The organism is Micromonospora sp. NPDC000663 (assembly GCF_042898105.1).
Classification (GTDB): domain Bacteria; phylum Actinomycetota; class Actinomycetes; order Mycobacteriales; family Micromonosporaceae; genus Micromonospora.
This window is the reverse complement of the sequence record NZ_JBIAYR010000001.1, coordinates 1,049,902-1,068,136: the sequence shown is the minus strand read 5'-3', so window position 1 is coordinate 1,068,136 and position 18,235 is coordinate 1,049,902. Positions and strand designations below refer to the sequence as shown.

General features: G+C 72.0%; 18 protein-coding genes. 5 read left to right on the top strand and 13 right to left on the bottom strand.

Going from position 1 to position 18,235, the window contains the following annotated elements; all coding sequences use genetic code 11:
- Positions 1–31 precede the first annotated feature (31 nt).
- Genes ACFY1S_RS05110 through ACFY1S_RS05100 form a run of 3 tightly spaced genes read right to left on the bottom strand, consistent with a single transcriptional unit; the run spans position 32 to position 3,424 of the window.
- Positions 32–844, bottom strand: coding sequence for an aminoglycoside N(3)-acetyltransferase (locus ACFY1S_RS05110; protein WP_387112994.1), 813 nt, complete (start codon positions 842–844; stop codon positions 32–34).
- The gene (locus ACFY1S_RS05105; RefSeq protein ID WP_387112992.1) at positions 841–3,228 is read right to left on the bottom strand and encodes an FxsB family cyclophane-forming radical SAM/SPASM peptide maturase; all 2,388 of its coding nucleotides are present in this window, start codon (positions 3,226–3,228) and stop codon (positions 841–843) included. The genes ACFY1S_RS05110 and ACFY1S_RS05105 overlap by 4 nt, the downstream gene beginning before the upstream one ends.
- A 4-nt stretch (positions 3,229–3,232) precedes the next feature.
- Complete coding sequence (locus ACFY1S_RS05100; protein WP_139583073.1) at positions 3,233–3,424, bottom strand: hypothetical protein; 192 nt, start codon at positions 3,422–3,424, stop codon at positions 3,233–3,235.
- A gap of 139 nt (positions 3,425–3,563) precedes the next feature.
- Here ACFY1S_RS05100 and ACFY1S_RS05095 point away from each other — a divergent pair, with 139 nt between their 5' ends.
- Positions 3,564–3,818, top strand: a complete 255-nt coding sequence (locus ACFY1S_RS05095; RefSeq protein WP_364366486.1) for a DUF2277 family protein — start codon at positions 3,564–3,566, stop codon at positions 3,816–3,818.
- 39 nt (positions 3,819–3,857) lie between these two features.
- On the opposite strand, the gene ACFY1S_RS05090 is transcribed toward ACFY1S_RS05095, so the two are convergent.
- Together ACFY1S_RS05090 and selD are read right to left on the bottom strand one after the other, a co-directional pair.
- Positions 3,858–4,337, bottom strand: coding sequence for a hypothetical protein (locus tag ACFY1S_RS05090; RefSeq protein ID WP_139583071.1), 480 nt, complete (start codon positions 4,335–4,337; stop codon positions 3,858–3,860).
- A 226-nt stretch (positions 4,338–4,563) separates the two neighbouring features.
- Positions 4,564–5,553 carry a selenide, water dikinase SelD gene (selD, locus tag ACFY1S_RS05085; protein WP_387112989.1) on the bottom strand — a complete coding sequence of 330 codons (990 nt, stop codon included), beginning with the start codon at positions 5,551–5,553 and terminating at the stop codon, positions 4,564–4,566.
- Between the two features lie 194 nt (positions 5,554–5,747).
- Here selD and ACFY1S_RS05080 point away from each other — a divergent pair, with 194 nt between their 5' ends.
- The 4 genes from ACFY1S_RS05080 (at position 5,748) to ACFY1S_RS05065 (ending at position 9,148) form a co-directional block, all read left to right on the top strand.
- The gene (locus ACFY1S_RS05080; RefSeq protein ID WP_364366493.1) at positions 5,748–6,503 is read left to right on the top strand and encodes an amino acid ABC transporter ATP-binding protein; all 756 of its coding nucleotides are present in this window, start codon (positions 5,748–5,750) and stop codon (positions 6,501–6,503) included.
- Between the two features lie 56 nt (positions 6,504–6,559).
- Positions 6,560–7,495, top strand: a complete 936-nt coding sequence (locus ACFY1S_RS05075) for a glutamate ABC transporter substrate-binding protein (RefSeq protein ID WP_387112987.1) — start codon at positions 6,560–6,562, stop codon at positions 7,493–7,495.
- Positions 7,496–7,575: 80 nt separating this feature from the next.
- Entirely contained in the window at positions 7,576–8,232 is a 657-nt protein-coding gene (locus ACFY1S_RS05070; RefSeq protein WP_354823526.1) for an amino acid ABC transporter permease, read from the top strand.
- 43 nt (positions 8,233–8,275) lie between these two features.
- Positions 8,276–9,148: an amino acid ABC transporter permease gene (locus tag ACFY1S_RS05065; RefSeq protein WP_387112985.1), complete on the top strand. Its 873-nt coding sequence runs from the start codon at positions 8,276–8,278 to the stop codon at positions 9,146–9,148.
- Between the two features lie 55 nt (positions 9,149–9,203).
- Here the strand turns inward: ACFY1S_RS05065 and rny are convergent, their stop codons facing one another.
- The 8 genes from rny to ACFY1S_RS05025 all read right to left on the bottom strand — a co-directional run bounded on the left by rny (position 9,204) and on the right by ACFY1S_RS05025 (position 18,203).
- Positions 9,204–10,970, bottom strand: a complete 1,767-nt coding sequence (gene rny, locus ACFY1S_RS05060) for a ribonuclease Y (RefSeq protein ID WP_387112983.1) — start codon at positions 10,968–10,970, stop codon at positions 9,204–9,206.
- Positions 10,971–11,582: 612 nt separating this feature from the next.
- On the bottom strand, positions 11,583–12,287 hold the full coding sequence (locus ACFY1S_RS05055; protein WP_387112981.1) for a 3-keto-5-aminohexanoate cleavage protein: 705 nt from the start codon (positions 12,285–12,287) through the stop codon (positions 11,583–11,585).
- 34 nt (positions 12,288–12,321) lie between these two features.
- On the bottom strand, positions 12,322–13,020 hold the full coding sequence (locus ACFY1S_RS05050) for a regulatory protein RecX (protein WP_387112979.1): 699 nt from the start codon (positions 13,018–13,020) through the stop codon (positions 12,322–12,324).
- Positions 13,021–13,034: 14 nt separating this feature from the next.
- Positions 13,035–14,081 (bottom strand): recombinase RecA, encoded by a 1,047-nt coding sequence (recA, locus tag ACFY1S_RS05045; protein WP_139583061.1) that lies wholly within the window; start codon positions 14,079–14,081, stop codon positions 13,035–13,037.
- A gap of 184 nt (positions 14,082–14,265) precedes the next feature.
- Positions 14,266–14,466: a DUF3046 domain-containing protein gene (locus ACFY1S_RS05040; protein WP_387112976.1), complete on the bottom strand. Its 201-nt coding sequence runs from the start codon at positions 14,464–14,466 to the stop codon at positions 14,266–14,268.
- 4 nt (positions 14,467–14,470) lie between these two features.
- Entirely contained in the window at positions 14,471–15,787 is a 1,317-nt protein-coding gene (locus ACFY1S_RS05035) for an MFS transporter (RefSeq protein ID WP_387112974.1), read from the bottom strand.
- 129 nt (positions 15,788–15,916) lie between these two features.
- Positions 15,917–16,633 (bottom strand): UdgX family uracil-DNA binding protein, encoded by a 717-nt coding sequence (locus tag ACFY1S_RS05030; protein WP_387112972.1) that lies wholly within the window; start codon positions 16,631–16,633, stop codon positions 15,917–15,919.
- A 229-nt stretch (positions 16,634–16,862) separates the two neighbouring features.
- Positions 16,863–18,203, bottom strand: coding sequence for an aminotransferase class I/II-fold pyridoxal phosphate-dependent enzyme (locus ACFY1S_RS05025; RefSeq protein ID WP_387112970.1), 1,341 nt, complete (start codon positions 18,201–18,203; stop codon positions 16,863–16,865).
- Positions 18,204–18,235: the final 32 nt, after the last annotated feature.

Genomic DNA, 18,235 nt, shown 5'->3' with positions numbered 1-18,235 from the left:
AAGCGACCGAGATCTCAGCGTAAGGCGTACGTCAATGTCGCGGACTGATCCGGTTGCCCGCGAACCACTTTACGGCGAAGTCCACTGTGGGAGGTATCGGCAACAGCCGGGTTGCCGCCTGCCCCACCACGCCGCGACGCACGAACGGCTCGTCGTCCAGGCTCGCGCCGAGGGCGCCGAAGTCGCCGTCATCCAACTCCGGTGCGACGAAGTCGCAGCGGAGCCGCCGCTCGCCGGCCTGACGGTAACAGCGGTAGGCCTGGACCGGGACGTTCGACAGGTGGTACTCGGCCAGGTGCAGGGCACTGCACGCGTCGTAGCCGACGCCGAGGAGCAGAACGTACCCGCCGGTGTCGTACATCCGACCAATCGGGGACCGCGGCCCCAGGTGGGAGTCCAGGGCATGGTCGGCGGTCAGGAACGCCGCGCGGCGTCCGACGGCCGCGAACGAGGTCTGCGGATGGTCACTTCGGACGGCGCCGGGCAGGAGCCGTACGTACTCGGCGAACGCGCCGACACCCTGCGCGGCGGTGCGCTCGCGGTCCCAGCCCGGCATGCACGCCTCGTACCGGAGCCGCTCGTGGGCGCTCATCCCCCGGGTCGCCTCGTGCCAGGTACGCGAGGTCGTCGAGTTGCCCGCATTGTGCGTCGGTACGACAACCGTGCCGTCCGGACCGAGCACCGCGCTGAGCGCCTCGACAAGCGTCTCCGCCCCCTTCGCAAGGGGACCGACCCGGCGTAGTGAGGAGTGCACCAGCACGTCCTGCCCGGCGGCGACGCCCGAGGCCCGCAGGTGGGCGGCGAGAGTGCCGACGTCGAACGGGAGCGCCGCCGGATCGGTCACACCAGCTCCCCCAGCGCGCGTCGCATTCCCTCGACGAAGCGGTCCCCGGTACCGGTCAACGACCCGCTGGCCGCCAGCGCGTCGAGCGCCTGGCCCGTCCAGGTGCGGTAGCGGCGGGCGTGGGTGGCGGCCAGCGGATCGGCAGGTCGGTCGGCGACCGCGCGGGCATGCCAGACCTCGGCAACCGCCAGGTGGGCGTACGCCCCCTGGAGCACCCCCTCCAGGGGGCGCGGATCGGGACGCCAGGCCACCCGCAGCCGGGCCGGCGACCCCGGTTCGACAAGGTCGTACAGGTCCAGCGCCGCACCGAGCTTGGAGTGCTGCCACTCGTGCACGAGCAGCACGGCGAGGGTCTCCGGGTCGGCGATCGGCCCCACCGCCACGGCGCCGAACGCGGCGCGGGCGGTGGCACTGCGCAGCGCGCCCGTGGGCGGGGTGTCCAGTGGGACGACCGCTCGCATGCCCACGCGCATCGCCTCGGCGTGCCGGGGAACGTCCCGCTCGGCGAGCTGCCAGGCCGTGGCCACCGTACGGCCCAGCTCGGCCGCAGGCCCCTCGGCCAGGCGTTCCCGTACCCGATCCCCGTAGCAGTCCCGCGCCGGATCGAGGTCCTCGATCCTCAGGTCGTGGTCCGCGAGAGGGCCGGGTCGGGTGGGCCACCAGCCCGCCGGCCAGGTGCTCGGCTCGTCGAGCCTGACGTCGTGCGGATCGCCCGCGGCGACCAGCCGGAAGCCGCCGGGGCGAACGGTGAGCAGAGCGGCGTCGACGCCTGCGACCGGCAGCTGGAAGACGCCGAGCGTGGGCAGGAACACCTGGCCGCCCACGACGGGAACACGCAGCTCGGCGGCGACTCCCGCCCGGACGGCGACCGCCGCCGCCAGCGCGGCCGCCGGATCCGGTTCGGGTGTACGCGGCGCCGCTCGGGCGGCCGCCTGGAGCCGCCGGATCAGCCGGGGGCGGACGAACGGATGCCGGAGCACGGCCCGGACCGTGTCCGGCACTGTCGCGTCCAGGTTGACGAGGAGGTCCCATCCGGAGTCGGGTGCCGCCGTCTCCCGGCTGGCTGCCAGCAGCGCGCGGACGATGGCCAGTTGGGAGTCCACCAGGAACGTGATCGACTCCGGGGACCCGTGACCGCCCGCGATGTCGTCAAGCGTCCGCTCCGCGTCGGTCGAGACGACAGCATGGGACGGCATCGGCTGCCGCTCGGCGGGGATAGCCCCCGGCTGTCGGGGCACCGCGACGGGGGCGGTCCCGGTGGCGTGCCGGTCGATGATCGAGATCAGCGCCCGGAGGTCGGTGCAGTAGACGGACGGATTGTCGAAGCCGGCGCCGGACCGGTAGCGGTGCGCGTACAGGCCGCCACCACAGCGGGCGACCACCGGGCAGGACCGGCAGATCGCCGACAGCCCCGCCAGCCCGCTCTGCCGGATCGCCACACCGGGATGCCGCGCAGCCTCGTCCACCGTGTGGTCGAAGACGTTCAGGCCGGTCCCGGCAGCGCCGTCGTACGCCACCTTCAGCGAGTCCGCCTGTTCCCAGGTGCCGTCGGTCTCGACCACCACCAGGTCCGCCGGCCCGAGGCCGACGGCCTCCGTGCCCGCGGACGTCCCGCGCGGATCCAACGCGTCGAACAAACGGATCGACACCTGCCGTCCGTCGTCCACCCACCGCCTGTGGATCCGGCCCAACCAGTCGGCGTACGGGGTCGGGGCACCGCCCGGTCGGACCGGCGGGTGATCCCAGGTGTGGTGCGGCAGCAGCAGGTCGATCCGGGGTGGCTCCTCGGCGAGCAGGGCGTCGTAGACCGCATCAGGGTCGTTTGCCACGTCCACGGTGCAGAGGATCCCGGCGTAGCTGTCGCGGTACCCGGGGCTCCGGAGCAGGGCCAGCGCCCGCCGGACCGGATCATGACTGCTGGCGCCGTTGGCGAAGCGGCGGTGCCTGTCGTTGGCGACACGGTCACCGTCCAGGGAGATCCCCACCTTGACGTCGTACTCGACGAAGATGTCGCAGAAGGTGGGGTCGAGCAGGACCCCGTTGGTCTGCATCCGCAGGTCGAGCACTGCTGTCGGCTCGATCGCCGTCCGCAGCCCGCTGAGGATCCGCCGCATCCGTGCCGGACCGAGCAGCAACGGCTCGCCGCCGTGCAACACGACGTGCACGACAGGCAGGTCGTGTGCGCTTGCGTGCTCGGCGACCCGGGCCGCGGCGGCGTCGAGCGTCCGCGCCGCCATCTCGCGCGGGCGACCCCGCCAGGTCTGGTCGGCGTGCTCGTAGACGTAGCAGTGGTCGCAACTCAGGTCGCAACGGCTGTGCACCTTCAGGACGTACTGGCTGATCGGGGCGCCCGGCGGGGCCGGCACGGATCGCCGAGCCGTCATAGGGTCAGATGGCCGAATTGAAGGCGGTGACGGGTACGACCGTCTCCGCCGGACCGGTGATCGGGGGGAGGACGCGGCGCAGGAGCACGTCGACCGTCTCGGGGTGCTCGGTCGCGACCTGGTCGAGCCGAGTCCTCAGGATCGACGCGATCGGGTCGGGACTCCGACCGGCGGGCGGTGCGGGCTTCTGGTCCACAGTGAGTCTCCGGGTCCCGTGGGAACCCCACGGGAGGTGTGATGGACGGCCCGAGGGCCCTGACGCGCCACCAGAATAGGCAACAGCCCCAACGATGTCATCGTTGGTCAAGTAGCGCACGAGACGAGGAGAAACGCCCATGTGCCGGAGCATCAAGACGCTGCGTGAGCCGTTCACCCCGCAGGTGACGGACACCGACATCGAGGCGGCGGCGTTGCAGTACGTCCGGAAGATCTCTGGCTTCCGGGCGCCCGCCGCGCACAACGCCGCCGCCTTCGACGCCGCAGTGGCCGCCGTGGCGGAGGCCACCCGCACCCTGCTCGACCAACTCGTGGTCCGGGGTGCCGGGGCAGGCGCCGCGGACCGGCCGGCCGCCGCCCAGGGCCGCGGCTGACCGTCGGCGAGGCGTCGGCCGGGGCCTGACCGGTGTGGGTCAGGCCGCGGCGAGCGCCGGCGCGACGGTGTCCGGTGCCCATCGCGAACGGTGACACTGCGACCAGCCCCGACAGCCGGGGTCGCCGAGCGTGCAGAGCCGTTGCCGGCTGAGCACCTCGCCGTCGTCGGTGTCCCGTACGTCGAAGTGCACCGGGCGGACCGTCCCGTCCGGGACGACGAGCAGGTGCCGCGTGGCGTCCAGCGTGTCGTCGCGCAGTAGACAGTTGCGGCCCAGCAGCCGGGCCAGCGCGGCGATGCTGGCGTGCTCGGGGAGCCGCTCGGGCACCCCGTAGCAGTCCACCACCGTCGAGAACTCGCCAGGCGCCTGCCAGACGTCACAGACGACCGCGTACGCCGGCAGCCGGGCCGGATCTGCCGCCGCCAGCGGCATCACCACCCGACCGAGCGCCTCGGCCAGCGCCGGGTAGACCTCAACGGGTCGTACCCGGTCGATTCTCCAGTTCCACAGCTCGGTCATTCCGCCTCCTCGCTGCGTTCGTCCCACCGGCCTCCGGATCGGGCCTTACTGACGATGGTGGGGGGCATTTGACCCCAGCCGGGGGCAAGTTACCGGTCTGTGACCATTCCGGGCAAAATTTCCCTGAGCCGCATTGCTCGGAGTAGCTAGAAGGTGACAGTTTATCGGGTACGGTGTGCGATCCCCACCACCGCCACCGCGTGTCCGACGCCCGTGCGCCGGTGGGTCAGCGCAGGACGACGAGGTGCTCGCCGCGGGGCAGCAGCTCGCCCACCACGGGAGCGCCAGGCACCTCACCCGCGACCAGCAGGCCACCCGAGGTCTGGGCGTCGGCCAGCAGCAACCGCTCGGCCTCGTCCGCCGCACCGAAGTCGGTCCACGGGGTCACCCAGTCCAGGTTGCGCCGGCTGCCGCCGCTGACGTACCCGTCGCGCAGCGCCTCCCGCGCGCCCGCCAGATAGGGCACCCGTGCGGTGTCGATGGCCACCGTGAGCTGGCTGGCCCGGGCCAGCTTCGACGCGTGCCCGAGCAGACCGAACCCGGTCACGTCGGTGCCGCACCTGATGCCGGCGGCGACCGCCGCGCGGGCGGCGTCCCGGTTGAGCGCGCTCATCGTGGCGACCGCCTCCGGGAAGCTCTCCCCGGTGTTCTTGTGCCTGGTGTTCAGCACGCCCACGCCGAGCGGCTTCGTCAACGACAGCGGCAGCCCGGCCCGGCCGGCGTCGAGAGTGATCAGTTCCTCCGGGCGGACGGTGCCGGTCACCGCCAGCCCGTACTTGGGACCCTCGTCGTCCACGCTGTGCCCGCCGGCCAGGTGGCAACCGGCCTCCCGGGCCACGTCCTGACCGCCGCGCAGCACCTCGCGGGCCAGCTCCAGCGGCAGGACGTCACGCGGCCAGCAGAGCAGGTTGAGCGCCACCAGCGGGGTACCGCCCATCGCGTACACGTCGGAGAGCGCGTTGGCCGCGGCGATCCGGCCCCAGTCGTACGCGTCATCGACCACCGGGGTGAAGAAGTCGGCGGTGCTGACGATGCCGGTCCGCTCGTCCAGGCGCACCACCGCCGCGTCGTCGCCGTGATCCAACCCGACCAGCAGCTCGGCCGTCCCGGTCGCCGGGCCGAGACCCGCCACCATGATCTCCAACTCACCCGGTGGGATCTTGCAGGCGCACCCGCCACCACGGGCGTACGCGGTCAGCCGTACCGGTTCGGTCATCCCCCCATGATCTCGGCAACAGTGGCGTCCCGCCACCGTTGCGCGTCGCACGGTGTGCGGAATCGGACGACCGACAACGATCGTGACCGGTGTTACCGCTCCGTGACCCGCTGGGTTGCGTTCTGCCACATCACGCCGCCTACAGTGGCCGCACCGGGGGTCAACCGACCCCGCTCCGGGAGACGACAGGGACGGTGAACGACGTGACGACGGGCGAACCGCTCATCGTGCTGGACGCGGTCAACAAGTGGTTCGGGCCGCTGCACGTGCTGGACGACGTCTCACTGTCGGTGGGTCGGGGCGAGGTGGTCGTGGTGATCGGCCCGTCCGGCTCCGGCAAGTCGACGCTGTGCCGCGCCATCAACCGACTGGAACCGATCAACTCCGGCACCATCACCTTCGACGGGCAGCCACTGCCGGCCGAGGGCAAGCCGCTCGCGAAGCTGCGCAGCGAGGTGGGCATGGTGTTCCAGTCCTTCAACCTCTTCGCGCACAAGACGATCCTGGAGAACGTCACCCTCGGGCCAGTGAAGGTCCGCAGGGAGAAGCCGGCCGCCGCCCGCGAGCGCGGCCTGGCCCTGCTCGACCGGGTCGGCATCGCCAACCAGGCGGACAAGTTCCCCGCCCAGCTCTCCGGCGGCCAGCAGCAGCGGGCGGCCATCGCCCGCGCGCTTGCCATGCAGCCCAAGGCCATGCTCTTCGACGAGCCCACGAGCGCCCTGGACCCGGAGATGGTCGGCGAGGTGCTGGACGTGATGACCGCGCTGGCCCGCGACGGCATGACGATGGTCGTGGTCACCCACGAGATGGGCTTCGCCCGGCACGCCGCCAACCGGGTCATCTTCATGGCCGACGGCAAGCTCGTCGAGGACGCCTCCCCGGCGGAGTTCTTCGAGAACCCGCGCAGCGACCGGGCGAAGGACTTCCTCTCCAAAATCCTCACGCACTAGGCGTCCGTAGTGGAGCGCGCCGACCACCGGCGGGCTCGTCGAAGAAGGAGAAGAGTATGCGTATGAAGCGCGTGGCGGCGGTCGCCATGATGGCGTCCCTCGCCCTGTCGGCCGCGGCCTGTGGCAAGGAGGGTGAGCCGACCCCGAGCGCGGGCGGCAGCGCCTCCGGTGCCGCCCAGTCCGACACCTGCAAGAGCTCCGGCGCGACCTTCACCCCGAAGACGGACGCGGCCATCGCCGGCAGCCCGACCTTCGAGAAGATCAAGACGGCCGGCAAGGTCTCCGTCGGGGTCAAGTTCGACCAGCCGAACCTCGGCTACAAGGACGCCCAGGGCAAGCGGTGCGGCTTCGACATCGAGATCGCCCAGTACGTTGCCAGCACGCTCGGCATCGACCCGGCGAAGATCGAGTACAAGGAGATCGCGTCGGCCAACCGGGAGACCGCGATCAAGGGTGGTGAGGTCGACTACTACGTCGGCACCTACTCGATCACCGACAAGCGCAAGAACGACATCTCCTTCGCCGGCCCGTACTTCGTCGCCGGCCAGGACCTGCTGGTCCGCAAGGACGAGTCGTCGATCACCGGCAAGGACACCCTCAAGGGCAAGAAGGTGTGCTCGGCCACCGGCTCGACGCCGATCCAGAAGGTCCGCGACGAGGGCCTGACCGAGCCGGACAACATCGTCGAGTTCAAGACCTACTCGGAGTGCGTCTCGCAGCTGCTCGACAAGAAGGTCGACGCCGTCACCACCGACGACGCGATCCTCAAGGGCTACGCGGCGCAGAGCCCGACTGAGCTCAAGGTGGTCGGCCAGCCGTTCAGCACCGAGAAGTACGGCATCGGCCTGCCCAAGGACGACAAGGCGCTGCGCGACTACGTCAACAACCAGATCGAGGCGTCGTTCACCAACGGCACCTGGCAGAAGATCTACGACGGCACGCTCGGCCTGTCCGGCTCGGCGGGCACCCCGCCCACCCTCGAGCGGTACTGACCGACCGGCTCGACACGAGTTGCGGCGCCGGGCGGGGTTCGTCCCCGTCCGGCGCCCGTGCAGAGGACTGAGAGCGAGGCATGGGCGAGTTCTTCCGCGTACTGACGGACAACGGGCAGCTGTTCGTTGACGGGTTCACCAACACCGTCAAACTTTTCCTGATCGCCGCGGTCGGCAGCCTCGTCCTCGGCACGCTGCTCGGCGCGATGCGGGTTTCCCCCGTGCCGGCGCTGCGGGCGTTCGGCGCCACGTACGTCAACCTGGTGCGCAACACCCCCCTGACGTTGGTCTTCGCGTTCCTCGTGTTCGCGGTGCCGAAGCTCGACGTCAACATCGACTACTTCGCCAGCGCCGCCATCGCGCTCACCGTCTACACCTCGGCGTTCGTGTGCGAGGTGATCCGCTCCGGCGTCAACACCGTCGCCGCCGGGCAGGCGGAGGCGGCCCGCGCGCTGGGCATGACCTTCGGCCAGGTGCTCACGCTCATCGTGCTGCCGCAGGCGCTGCGGGCGATGGTCCCGCCGATGATGAGTGTGTTCATCGCGATGCTGAAGAACACCACTATCGCCGCCGGCTTCTCGGTGCTGGAGGCCGGCGCGATCCCCGCGTACATGGCAGAGCGGGGCGAGCCGCAGTTCGCCGTCCTGCTCTGGATCACCATCGGCTTCCTGATCCTCATCCTGCCGCTGGTGGCGTTGCAGCGGTTCCTGGAGCGCAAGTGGAGAGTGGCCCGATGAGCGAGCTGGCGAGCCGCACGGCCGCGAACGAAGGGTGGCTGAGTTGAGCCAGGCGTCGATCCTCTACGACCTGCCCGGTCCCCGCGCCAAGCGGCGCAACGCGATCCTGGGCGTCGTCTCCACTGCCGGCATCATCGCCCTGCTCGCCTACATCGGCTACAAGTTCGCCGACACCGGGCAGTTCGAGGCCCGCAAGTGGGAGCAGTTCCAGTACGCCTCGGTGCAACGCGAACTGCTCGGCGGCCTGTGGGCGACACTGAAGGCCGCCGGCATCGCCGCGGTTCTCGCGCTGCTGTTCGGCGCGGTGTTCGCCAGCGCCCGACTGAGCGACAAGTGGATCCTGCGGACCCCTGCGACATTCGTGGTCGAGCTGTTCCGGGCCATCCCCCTGCTGATCCTGATCTTCTTCGGCTACTACGTGCCGTTGCAGTACGGCTGGTCGATCGACAAGCTCTGGGCGCTTGTCATCGGGCTGATGCTCTACAACGGCTCGGTGCTCGCGGAGATCTTCCGGGCCGGCATCAACGCGGTGCCGTACGGGCAGACCGAGGGCGCGTACGCGATAGGCATGCGCAAGAACCAGGTGCTGCGGCTGATCCTGCTGCCGCAGGCCGTGCGGTCGATGCTCCCGGCGATCGTCAGCCAGCTCGTCGTGCTGCTCAAGGACACCGCGCTGGGCTTCATCATCACGTACCCCGAGCTGCTCTTCGTGGGTAAGCAGATCGGCGGACGGTTGCCGTTCGGGCTGCCGTACGTGCCGACGTATTTGATCGTGGCGGCGATCTACATCGCCATCTGCGGCGCGCTGTCGGTGCTGGCCTGGTGGTTGCAGAAGCGGATGGGGCGCACCCCGCGCACCGCCGCGAAGGTGCTGCCCGCCCAGGACGCCGGCGAGGACGCCGCGCGGATGATCTGACCGGAATGAGCGACGGGCGGGTGGCCAGGCCACCCGCCCGTCGTCTGTTCGTGGGTCAGCGGGCGATCTCGGTTACCCGGGACTCGCGAACCACCGTCACCCGGATCTGACCCGGGTAGGTCAGCTCCTCCTCGATCTGCTTGGCCACGTCGCGGGCCAGCACGGCCGCCCCGATGTCGTCCACGTCGTCGGGCTTGACCATCACCCGGATCTCCCGGCCGGCCTGCATGGCGAAGACCTTGTCCACGCCGAGCTTGCCGGCCGCGATCTCCTCGATCCGCTCCAGCCGCTTGACGTACGCCTCCAGGCTCTCGCGCCGCGCGCCCGGTCGGCCGCCGGAGCAGGCGTCGGACGCCTGGGTGAGCACGGCCTCGATGGTCTGCGGCGGCACCTCGTTGTGGTGCGCCTCGATGGCGTGCACCACGTCCTCGTGCTCGCCGTACTTGCGGGCCAGGTCGGCGCCGATGATGGCGTGGCTGCCCTCCACCTCGTGGGTGAGTGCCTTGCCGATGTCGTGCAGGAACGCCGACCGCTTGATGATCGGCACGTCCAACCGCAGCTCGGCGGCCATGATGCCGGCGATGTGCGCGGTCTCGACCAGGTGTTTGAGCACGTTCTGCCCGTACGACGTGCGGTAGCGCAGCCGGCCCAGCAGGGTGATCAGCTCCGGGTGGATCTCGGTGATGCCGACCTCGACCAGGGCGTCCTCGGCGGCGCGCAGGCAGAGCTGCTCGACCTCCTGGCGGGCCAGGTCGTAGACCTCCTCGATGCGGTGCGGGTGGATCCGCCCGTCCAGCACCAGCTTCTCCAGGGTGAGCCGGCCGACCTCCCGGCGGACCGGGTCGAAGCAGGAGAGCAGCACCGCCTCGGGGGTGTCGTCGATGATCAGGTTGACCCCGGTCACCGACTCGAAGGCGCGGATGTTGCGCCCCTCCCGGCCGATGATCCGGCCCTTCATCTCGTCACCGGGCAGGTGCAGGACGCTGACCACACTCTCGGCGGTCTGCTCGCTGGCGACCCGCTGGATCGCGTCCACCACGATGTGCCGGGCCCTCTGCTCGGCGGTGCCCCGCGCGTCGGCCTCGATGTCGCGCACCAGGAGCGCGGCCTCCCGCTTGGCCTGCGTCTCGATCGCCTCGACCAGCTCCAGCCGGGCCGCGTCGGCGGTGAGGCCGGCGACCCGTTCCAGCTCCCGGCGGCGCAACTCCTCCACCTCGGCCAGCTCGGCCTCGCGCTGGGCGAGCGCGGACTCCCGGGCGGCGAGTGCGGCCCGCGCCTCGGTGAGCTGCCGCTCCCGTTCGGCGAAACGCTCCACCTCCTCGGTGTGCAGCCGTTCCCGCTCGTCCATCCGGGCGGCACGCCGCTCCACCTCGGCCGCCTGCTCCCGGGTGGTGGCGGCGAGCACCGCGACCTCCCGCTCGCCGCTGCGCCGGGCCGTGGCGCGGAGCTGCTCGGCGTCCGCCTCGGCCTGCTTGTGCGCGCGTTCCAGCACCGTGTCCGCCTCGGCGCGGGCGTCGTCGAGCACCCGCCGGGCCTCGGCCCGGGCGGCCTTCGCCTCGGCCTTCGCCGCCGCCGCCTCGGCACGCGCCGCGGCCGCCGCGGACTTCGCCACGTCGATGGTGCTGTTCGCCTGGTCGGCCGCGTTGCGCAGGGCGGCCAGGGACTGCTCCTGCCGGTCCTTCTCGGCGATGAACGCCGGATCCTCGGGAGCCGGTGCCGAACCCATCCGGCGCAGCGTCCGGACGCCGACGAGAACGGCCCCGATCACCACCGCCGCGAGGATGAGGACTGCCGCGAGGAGCACGACGTCGAAGGCGTTCATGCCGGAACCCCGTGGGGTCTACCGGTGAACCTGTGCCGCCGCCCCGCCATGGCCGCCTCCCCTGAAACGTTCGCCGACCGCAGCGACCGTGCCCGGCGGGCACACTCCTGCGGCTGTGGACGCCCGACCGGAGCGGCTGGCCGTGGGTAGCTCTCTCCGCCGGCGGTGCCCTCGGGCATCGTCGGCGACCGGGTGCAGTTGTCGCGGAGTACCGGACCGGCCTGTCCGGACTGCCGCCAAAGGCCGTGGAGTCGGCCAAAGTGATGCTGTTCTGTTACGCGATCTATGTTGTGCGCTTAGCCTGCGCTGGTCGGGCAATGTGAGCCTGTATGGCGAGGCTAGGTCGCCGGGGGTGCTCAGGTCAAGGACTCATGATCAAACCCCCCGAACGGAGCGAAGTTGTGGCGTCACTCCACGCTGATACCGGGTCGGACACGGGGGGACAAACACGGCGAGGCGGCGGCTTCGGTAGGGATGTCGTGCCTGTTCAGCGCCGCAGTGGAGTCTCGCAGGGAGCCGACGTGTGACGCCAACGACCCCTTCACACGCGCCAGGCTCCTCGTCGGACCCCGGTCGCCGATCTTGGAGCGCGGCCGTCAGGGACGCCGGCGGTCAGCGGGCCCCGGCCGCCAGCGCAGCGGTCACCAGCGCGGCGTTGTCCGGAGCCGGTGCCCCGTCGGGCAGCAGGAGAGTGTCCTCCAGGCCGATCCGGGTGTGCAGGCCGCGATCGACTGCCTCGGCGAGCACCGCCCAGGTGGCCGGACCTTCGGCGTGCAGCAGCACCGGTGGACCCTCCTGCGGCAGGGCGGCGAGGATCCGCGCCGCGTCCGCCAACGCGACGGACACCTCCTCCGCCATGCACTCCACGAGAATCCGACCGACCGGGACCCGCCAGCCCTGGTACGCCTCGACCGCGTCGAGCGTCCAGAGCCCCACCTCGACGAGCACGCCGCGGTCGTGCAGGGCCACGGCGACCGCCTCGGCGCCGGGCTCGTGCGCGTTGACGGAGGCGAAGTCGGGAAGCACCGACCAGGCCCGGACGGCGGCCACCCGGGCGGCCGCATCCGGTTCCATCCAGGCGCCGGTGCTCACCCCGACCGGCAGGCCCGGCCGGGCGGTACGGATCGCGGTGAGCGCGTCGGCGATCACCCCCGGACGCAGCGACTCGACGCCCGACGCGTCGCGGGGATGGACGTGCACCGCCGTGACGCCGAGCGCCGCGCACCGGGCGGCGTCGGCGGCCAGCTCCGCCGGGGTGACCGGCACGGCCTGATGGGCAGCTCGGCTGCGCTGGCCGTTCAGGCAGGCCTTCAACATCCGGTGCACACCTCCGGCGGACGCCCCGGATCACTCACTCGGTCGGGCGGTTGTCGCGGTCCAGGTCGCCTTCGGCGTCGGCGAGCGCGTCCGCGTCGATCTGCTCGGCGAACTCGGCCGCCTCGGCGCTCTGCGCCGCCAGCGCGTCCTTCACCGCCCGGATCGCCACGCCGGGCGGATAACCCTTGCGGGCCAGCATGCCCACCAGCCGACGGAAGACCGCGTCGGGCTCACCCCGGGCGGTACGCAGCTTGCGGTCCACCAGCGCACGGGCGGTCTCCGCCTCGGTCTCCTCGTCCAACTCGCCGAGCGCCTCGGTGGCCACCTCGCCGTCGACGCCCTTGCGGCGCAACTCGTTGGCGAGGGCGCGGCGGGCCAGACCACGCCCGGAGTGCCGGCTGGACACCCAGGCGCGGGCGAACGCCGCGTCGTCGATGATGCCGACCTCGTCGTACCTGTCGAGCACCTCGGCCGAGACCTGCTCGGAGATGCCCTTCTTGGCCAGCGCACCGGCCAGCTCGGCGCGGGTACGTGGTCGGACGGCGAGCTGGCGCAGACAGATCTCGCGGGCCACCTCCGACTCGTCGCGCGGCGGTGCCGCAGGCGCGGCGGCCTCACCCTCGTCGGAGCGGTCACGGCGACCCCGGCGGGGGCGCGGCGGATCGGCGGCGTCGCCCGTACGGGGTGGGCTGGCATCCCAGCCCCGCCCCGTACGGGCACGTCGTCCTGCCATCGGTGAGCGGCCGGTCAGAAGTCGACAGGCGGCAGCTCGGGGCCACCGGCGGCGTCGCTCGCGCCGACCCCGACGCCGAGCTTCTCCAGGATCTTCTTCTCGATCTCGGCGGCCACGTCCGGGTTTTCCTTCAGGAACTCCCGGGCCTTCTCCTTGCCCTGGCCCAGCTGGTCGCCGTCGTACGTGTACCACGCTCCGGACTTGCGGATGATCGCCTGCTCCACGCCGACGTCGATCAGCGAGCCCTCACGCGAGATGCCCTTGCCGTACATGATGTCGAACTCGGCCTGCTTGAACGGCGCGGCCACCTTGTTCTTCACGACCTTGACCCGGGTGCGGTTACCGACCACGTCGGTGCCGTCCTTGAGGCTCTCGATGCGTCGCACGTCGAGCCGGACCGAGGCGTAGAACTTCAGAGCCCGACCACCGGTCGTGGTCTCCGGGCTGCCGAACATCACGCCGATCTTTTCCCGCAGCTGGTTGATGAAGATCGCCGTGGTGCCGGTGTTGCTGAGCACACCGGTGATCTTCCGCAGCGCCTGGCTCATCAGCCGGGCCTGGAGACCCACGTGGCTGTCGCCCATCTCACCCTCGATCTCGGCGCGCGGCACCAGGGCCGCCACCGAGTCGATCACGATGATGTCCAGGGCGCCGGAGCGGATCAGCATGTCCGCGATCTCCAGCGCCTGCTCGCCGGTGTCCGGCTGGGAGACCAGCATCGCGTCGGTGTCGACACCGAGGGCCTTGGCGTACTCCGGGTCGAGCGCGTGCTCGGCGTCGATGAAGGCCGCGATGCCACCGGCCCGCTGGGCGTTGGCCACCGCGTGCAGAGCCACAGTGGTCTTACCGCTGGACTCGGGACCGTAGACCTCGACCACCCGGCCCCGTGGCAGGCCACCCACGCCGAGCGCCACGTCGAGCGCGATGGAGCCGGTCGGGATCACGGCGGTCTGGATGACCGGCCGCTCCCCCAGCCGCATCACCGAGCCCTTGCCGAATTGCTTGTCGATCTGAGCGAGAGCAAGGTCGAGTGCCTTCTCCCGGTCAGGCCCTGCTGCCATGGTTGCCACCCCTGCCTTCGCCGGCGTCTTTGCTGAGCTTCGCGTCACGCGGACACGCTAGGCGCTGGGTCCGACAGAAAACCAGCCGACGGGCCGCGAGCTGTGGACGAGCACCCAGCTGTGGACAATAGCCGAACAGGTGTACGACTCGGCAAGCGACACGCGGAAGCGACGAAAAGGCTGCTCAGCGTAGTCGCGCGGGCACCCGGTCGGGGTACGCGGCGCACACCGCCCGCCAGACCACGTGGGTCTGCTCACCCGACGCCAGCGCCTGCTCGACGGTCTGCCCACCGAGCTGGGACAGGACCTGGTCGCGGGCGATACTGGCCGCGTACCCCGGCCCGAACGCCTCCTCCAACCGCGCCCAGAAGTCGGTCAAGCGCACGTGATCAGCCCTCCTCGTCCGGTGCCCCGGTCGGCACCGGGCGCAACGCTAGCGCCACCAGGGGCACTGTCGCGACCGCCGCGAGCAGGGCGAGCACCGGATAACCGGCGATCTGCATGACAAACCCGCTGAGCACCGCGGCGCCGGCCCCCGCCAGCCCCATGACCAGGTCCGAGAAACCCTGCACGCTCGGCCGCACACCGGCCGGCACCGACTCGGAGAGCAGCGTCGAGCCGGCCACCATGGTCCCCGACCAGCCCAGCCCGAGCAGGACCAGGCCGACCGAGAGCCGGGGCGTGTGGTGCCCGGCGGTGCCGGCCACCGCGCAGGCGGCCAGCAGCGTCCCGACGCCGCCGAGGATCACCGCCCGCCGGCCGAGCCGGTCGGTGAGCCAGCCCACCACCGGGGAGAACGCGTACATGCCGGCGATGTGCAGACTCAACACGATGCCGACCAGCCGCAGCACGTCGGCGTCGGCGTGCGACTCACCGAGCCGGACCGGGGTCATCGACATCACCGCCACCATCACCAGGTGCCCCACCGCCACCGCGGCGATGCCGAGGCGGGCGGCGGGCCGCCCGCGTACCACCGACCAGGCCAGCCGCATCCCGGCGCCGCGCGGCGCGCGCACGCCGACATGCGCGGCGGCCGGCGGCACGGGCGCGTCGGCCGCCGCGAGCCGGCGCGCGGTGAGCAGCGGGTCGGGCCGGAGCAACCCGAGGAGTACGGCGGCGGCCAGCACGAACGCGGCCGCGCTGAACGCGAACGGGCCGGCCAGCGGCGGCAGCCCCCAGCCGGTGGTGGCCCGGTCGGCCAGCGCGGCGAAGTTCGGCGCGGCCACCGCGCCGATGGTGGTGGCCCAGACGATCAGGGAGAGCTGCCGGCCACGACGGGCGGGCTCGGCGAGATCCACAGCCGTGTAGCGGGCCTGGAGGTTGGCGGCCGTGCCCCCGCCGAAGAGCAGCATGCCGAGGAAGAGCAGCGGCACCGAGCGGCCTGCCGCCGCCAGCACCACCAGGAGGCCACCGACGGCGCCCAGTGCGTACGCCAGCACCAGGCCGGGCCGGCGGCCGTGCCGGGCCATGATCCGGGTGACCGGGACGGCCAGCAGCGCCGCGCCGACCACCCCGGCGCTCTGCGCGACGCCTGCCATCGCGGTGCCGGCGACCCGGGCGGCGAGCAGCGCGCCGACAGAGATGCCGATGGTGACGCCGATGCCACCGATGATCTGGGTGCCGAAGAGCAGTCGCATGGTGCGCCGCTGGATCGGCGCGACGTCGGCCCGGACGGTGATCTGCGGCGCGGTCAGGTTGGTGGCCATCGTGCGCTCCTCAGGATGGGGGATGACCCATCCTCGCGCACCCGTTCCGCCGCCCGCTGCCCGCGTGCGCGACTGGTCGGTGCGTGGGCGGCACCTCGTGACCAGCAGGTCCCGGCGACGTTCAGCGGCTCACGGCGAACGCCGCCGCTGCCCGGCGAGCGCGCGGGCGGCGACGGTGAGGTCGGCGACCAGCCCCTCGTACGCCTTGTCCTGGTCGTCGGCGCGTAGCACGGCCGACGGGTGGATGGTGGCCAGCAGCCGGGTCGGGGGCGCGTCGGCCACCTCGCCGGCGTTGTCCACCGGCACCCGCCGGAAGTCCTCGGGATGCTGGGCCGACTCGGGCCAGGGCAGCAGTTCGCCCCGCTGCCGGGTGACCCGGAAGGACGGGCCGAGCAGCGCCTTGGCGGCGGTGGCGCCGAGTACCACCACGACGTCCGGGCGCAGTCGGGCGAACTCGGCCACCAGCCAGGGCCGGCACGCCGTGATGTGCACCTGGTCCGGGGTCTGGTGGATCCGCCGCTTGCCGCGCAGCTCGAAGCGGAAGTGCTTCACGGCGTTGGTCAGGTAGAGCTGCGTCGGGTCCAGCTTGGCGTCGTCGACCGCGCGGCGCAGCAGCCGTCCGGCGGGGCCGACGAACGGCAGACCCTTCTGATCCTCCATGTCGCCGGGCTGCTCACCGACCAGCACGACCCGGGCGCTCTCGTCACCCCTGCCGAAGACCGTCTGCGAGGCGTCCCGGTACAGCTCACACCCCCGACAGCCACCGGCCGCGGCGCGCAGCTCGTCGATGGTCTCCGCGTCCGGCGGGATGAACCGTTGGGCGCCCGGGGCGGTCTGCTCGGCCATGCCGACTGTTATATACCCGTTTCGGGTCCACTGCCGGATCCGGGTCAGTACCCGTTGCCGCCTCCGTCTCCACCGGACGCCACCGCGATCACCACGATGACGATGATGATGATCACCGCAGCCACCGCGATCCAGATCCCCTTACGAGCCCCACCATTTGCCATGTCCCCACACCTCCGGGCGGCGGCATACCCGTCCCGATCGGTTCGAATCGCGCCGGTGACGGGGGTCAGGCGGCGAAGCCGGGTGGTGGGGCCGGGTGGGTCGCGTCGGCCAGCGCGGCGGCCAGGACGGGCAGGTCGGTGCTGGTCAGAGCGCTGATGGTGATGCGGACGGCGGGCGGCGCGGCGATCCGGTAGAGCGCGCCGGGGGCCACCGACCAGCCGGCGTCGCGCAGCGCGGTCACCGCGCTGGTCTCGTCCGCCACCGGCAGCCAGACGTTTATGCCACTGCGGCCGTGGGCGGTCAGGCCGTGCTCCGCCAACGCCGCCAGCAGCCTCTCACGCCGCCGGTCGTAGCTCTCCCCCGCCCGTCGCACCAGGTCGGCGACCGCCGGGTCCCGCCACAGGGCGAGGACCAGCCGTTGCAGCACGGTGGAGACCCAGCCGGCGCCGACCCGCGTCCGGCCGGCCACCCGGGCCACAGTGGTCTCGTCACCGACCAGGACGGCCAGCCGCAGGTCCGGACCGTACGGCTTGCTCACCGAGCGCAGGAAGGCCCAGCTCCGCGTCGCGCCGGCCAGGGGATGCAGCGGTACGCCGGCCAGTTCGGCGGCGTGGTCGTCCTCGATCAGCAGCAGGTCGGGCCGGTCGGCGAGCAGTGCCCGCAGTTCCTCGGCACGGGCGGCGGACACGGTAGCGCCGGTCGGGTTCTGCGCCCGACTGGTGACCACAAGCGCCCGCGCGCCGGCGGCGAGCGCGGACGCCACCCCGGCCACCAGCGGCCCCTCGTCGTCGAGCGGTACGCCAATCGGGCGCAGCCCCAGCGCGGCCACCAGGTCGAGCAGGTTGGCCCAGCCCGGGTCCTCCACCGCTACCGCGTCGCCGGGGCGCAGGTGGGCGCCGAGCAGCCGCTCGATGCCGTCGAGCGCACCACCGGTGACCGTCAGTTCACCGGTGGGTACGCCGTCGGCGGCCAGTCGGGCGCGGGCCGCCTCGGCCAGCTCGGGCAGCACCCCGGCGTGGGAGTAGCCGACCGGCGCGCCCGCGTCGGCGGCGAGTGCCGCCAGGTGCGGGCCGAGCGGGGGCAGCAGCCGCGGGTCCGGTTCACCCAGAGACAGGTCGCGGGCCCCGGGCAGCGGGGGCGGGCGCAGCGCGGACCGGCGGGCAGCCACCGGAGGGCGGGGACGCACCCGGGTGCCGTGCCGGCCGGCGGTGGCGAGCAGGCCGCGCTGGCGCAGCTCCTGGTAGGCGCGGGCGACGGTGGCGGGGCTGACGCCCAGCTCGGTGGCGAGGGCCCGCACCGGCGGCAGCGTGGTGCCGGGCGGCAGGGCGTCGGTACGGATGCCCGACTCGATGCTTGCCGAAATCGCGACGGCCGTGGATCCGGTGAACTGATATCGTGCTGACACAAATGACAGATTGTACTAGTACGAAAGGGCGC

Coding starts and splice junctions, on each gene's coding strand:
- ACFY1S_RS05070 (WP_354823526.1), top strand. CDS start 7,576: ATGGGCGAGTTCTTCCGCGTACTGACGGACAACGGGCAGCTGTTCGTT.
- ACFY1S_RS05030 (WP_387112972.1), bottom strand. CDS start 16,633: ATGGCCGAGCAGACCGCCCCGGGCGCCCAACGGTTCATCCCGCCGGAC.
- recA (WP_139583061.1), bottom strand. CDS start 14,081: ATGGCAGCAGGGCCTGACCGGGAGAAGGCACTCGACCTTGCTCTCGCT.
- ACFY1S_RS05035 (WP_387112974.1), bottom strand. CDS start 15,787: ATGGCCACCAACCTGACCGCGCCGCAGATCACCGTCCGGGCCGACGTC.
- ACFY1S_RS05075 (WP_387112987.1), top strand. CDS start 6,560: ATGCGTATGAAGCGCGTGGCGGCGGTCGCCATGATGGCGTCCCTCGCC.
- ACFY1S_RS05105 (WP_387112992.1), bottom strand. CDS start 3,228: ATGACGGCTCGGCGATCCGTGCCGGCCCCGCCGGGCGCCCCGATCAGC.
- selD (WP_387112989.1), bottom strand. CDS start 5,553: ATGACCGAACCGGTACGGCTGACCGCGTACGCCCGTGGTGGCGGGTGC.
- ACFY1S_RS05095 (WP_364366486.1), top strand. CDS start 3,564: ATGTGCCGGAGCATCAAGACGCTGCGTGAGCCGTTCACCCCGCAGGTG.
- ACFY1S_RS05050 (WP_387112979.1), bottom strand. CDS start 13,020: ATGGCAGGACGACGTGCCCGTACGGGGCGGGGCTGGGATGCCAGCCCA.
- ACFY1S_RS05055 (WP_387112981.1), bottom strand. CDS start 12,287: ATGTTGAAGGCCTGCCTGAACGGCCAGCGCAGCCGAGCTGCCCATCAG.
- rny (WP_387112983.1), bottom strand. CDS start 10,970: ATGAACGCCTTCGACGTCGTGCTCCTCGCGGCAGTCCTCATCCTCGCG.
- ACFY1S_RS05090 (WP_139583071.1), bottom strand. CDS start 4,337: ATGACCGAGCTGTGGAACTGGAGAATCGACCGGGTACGACCCGTTGAG.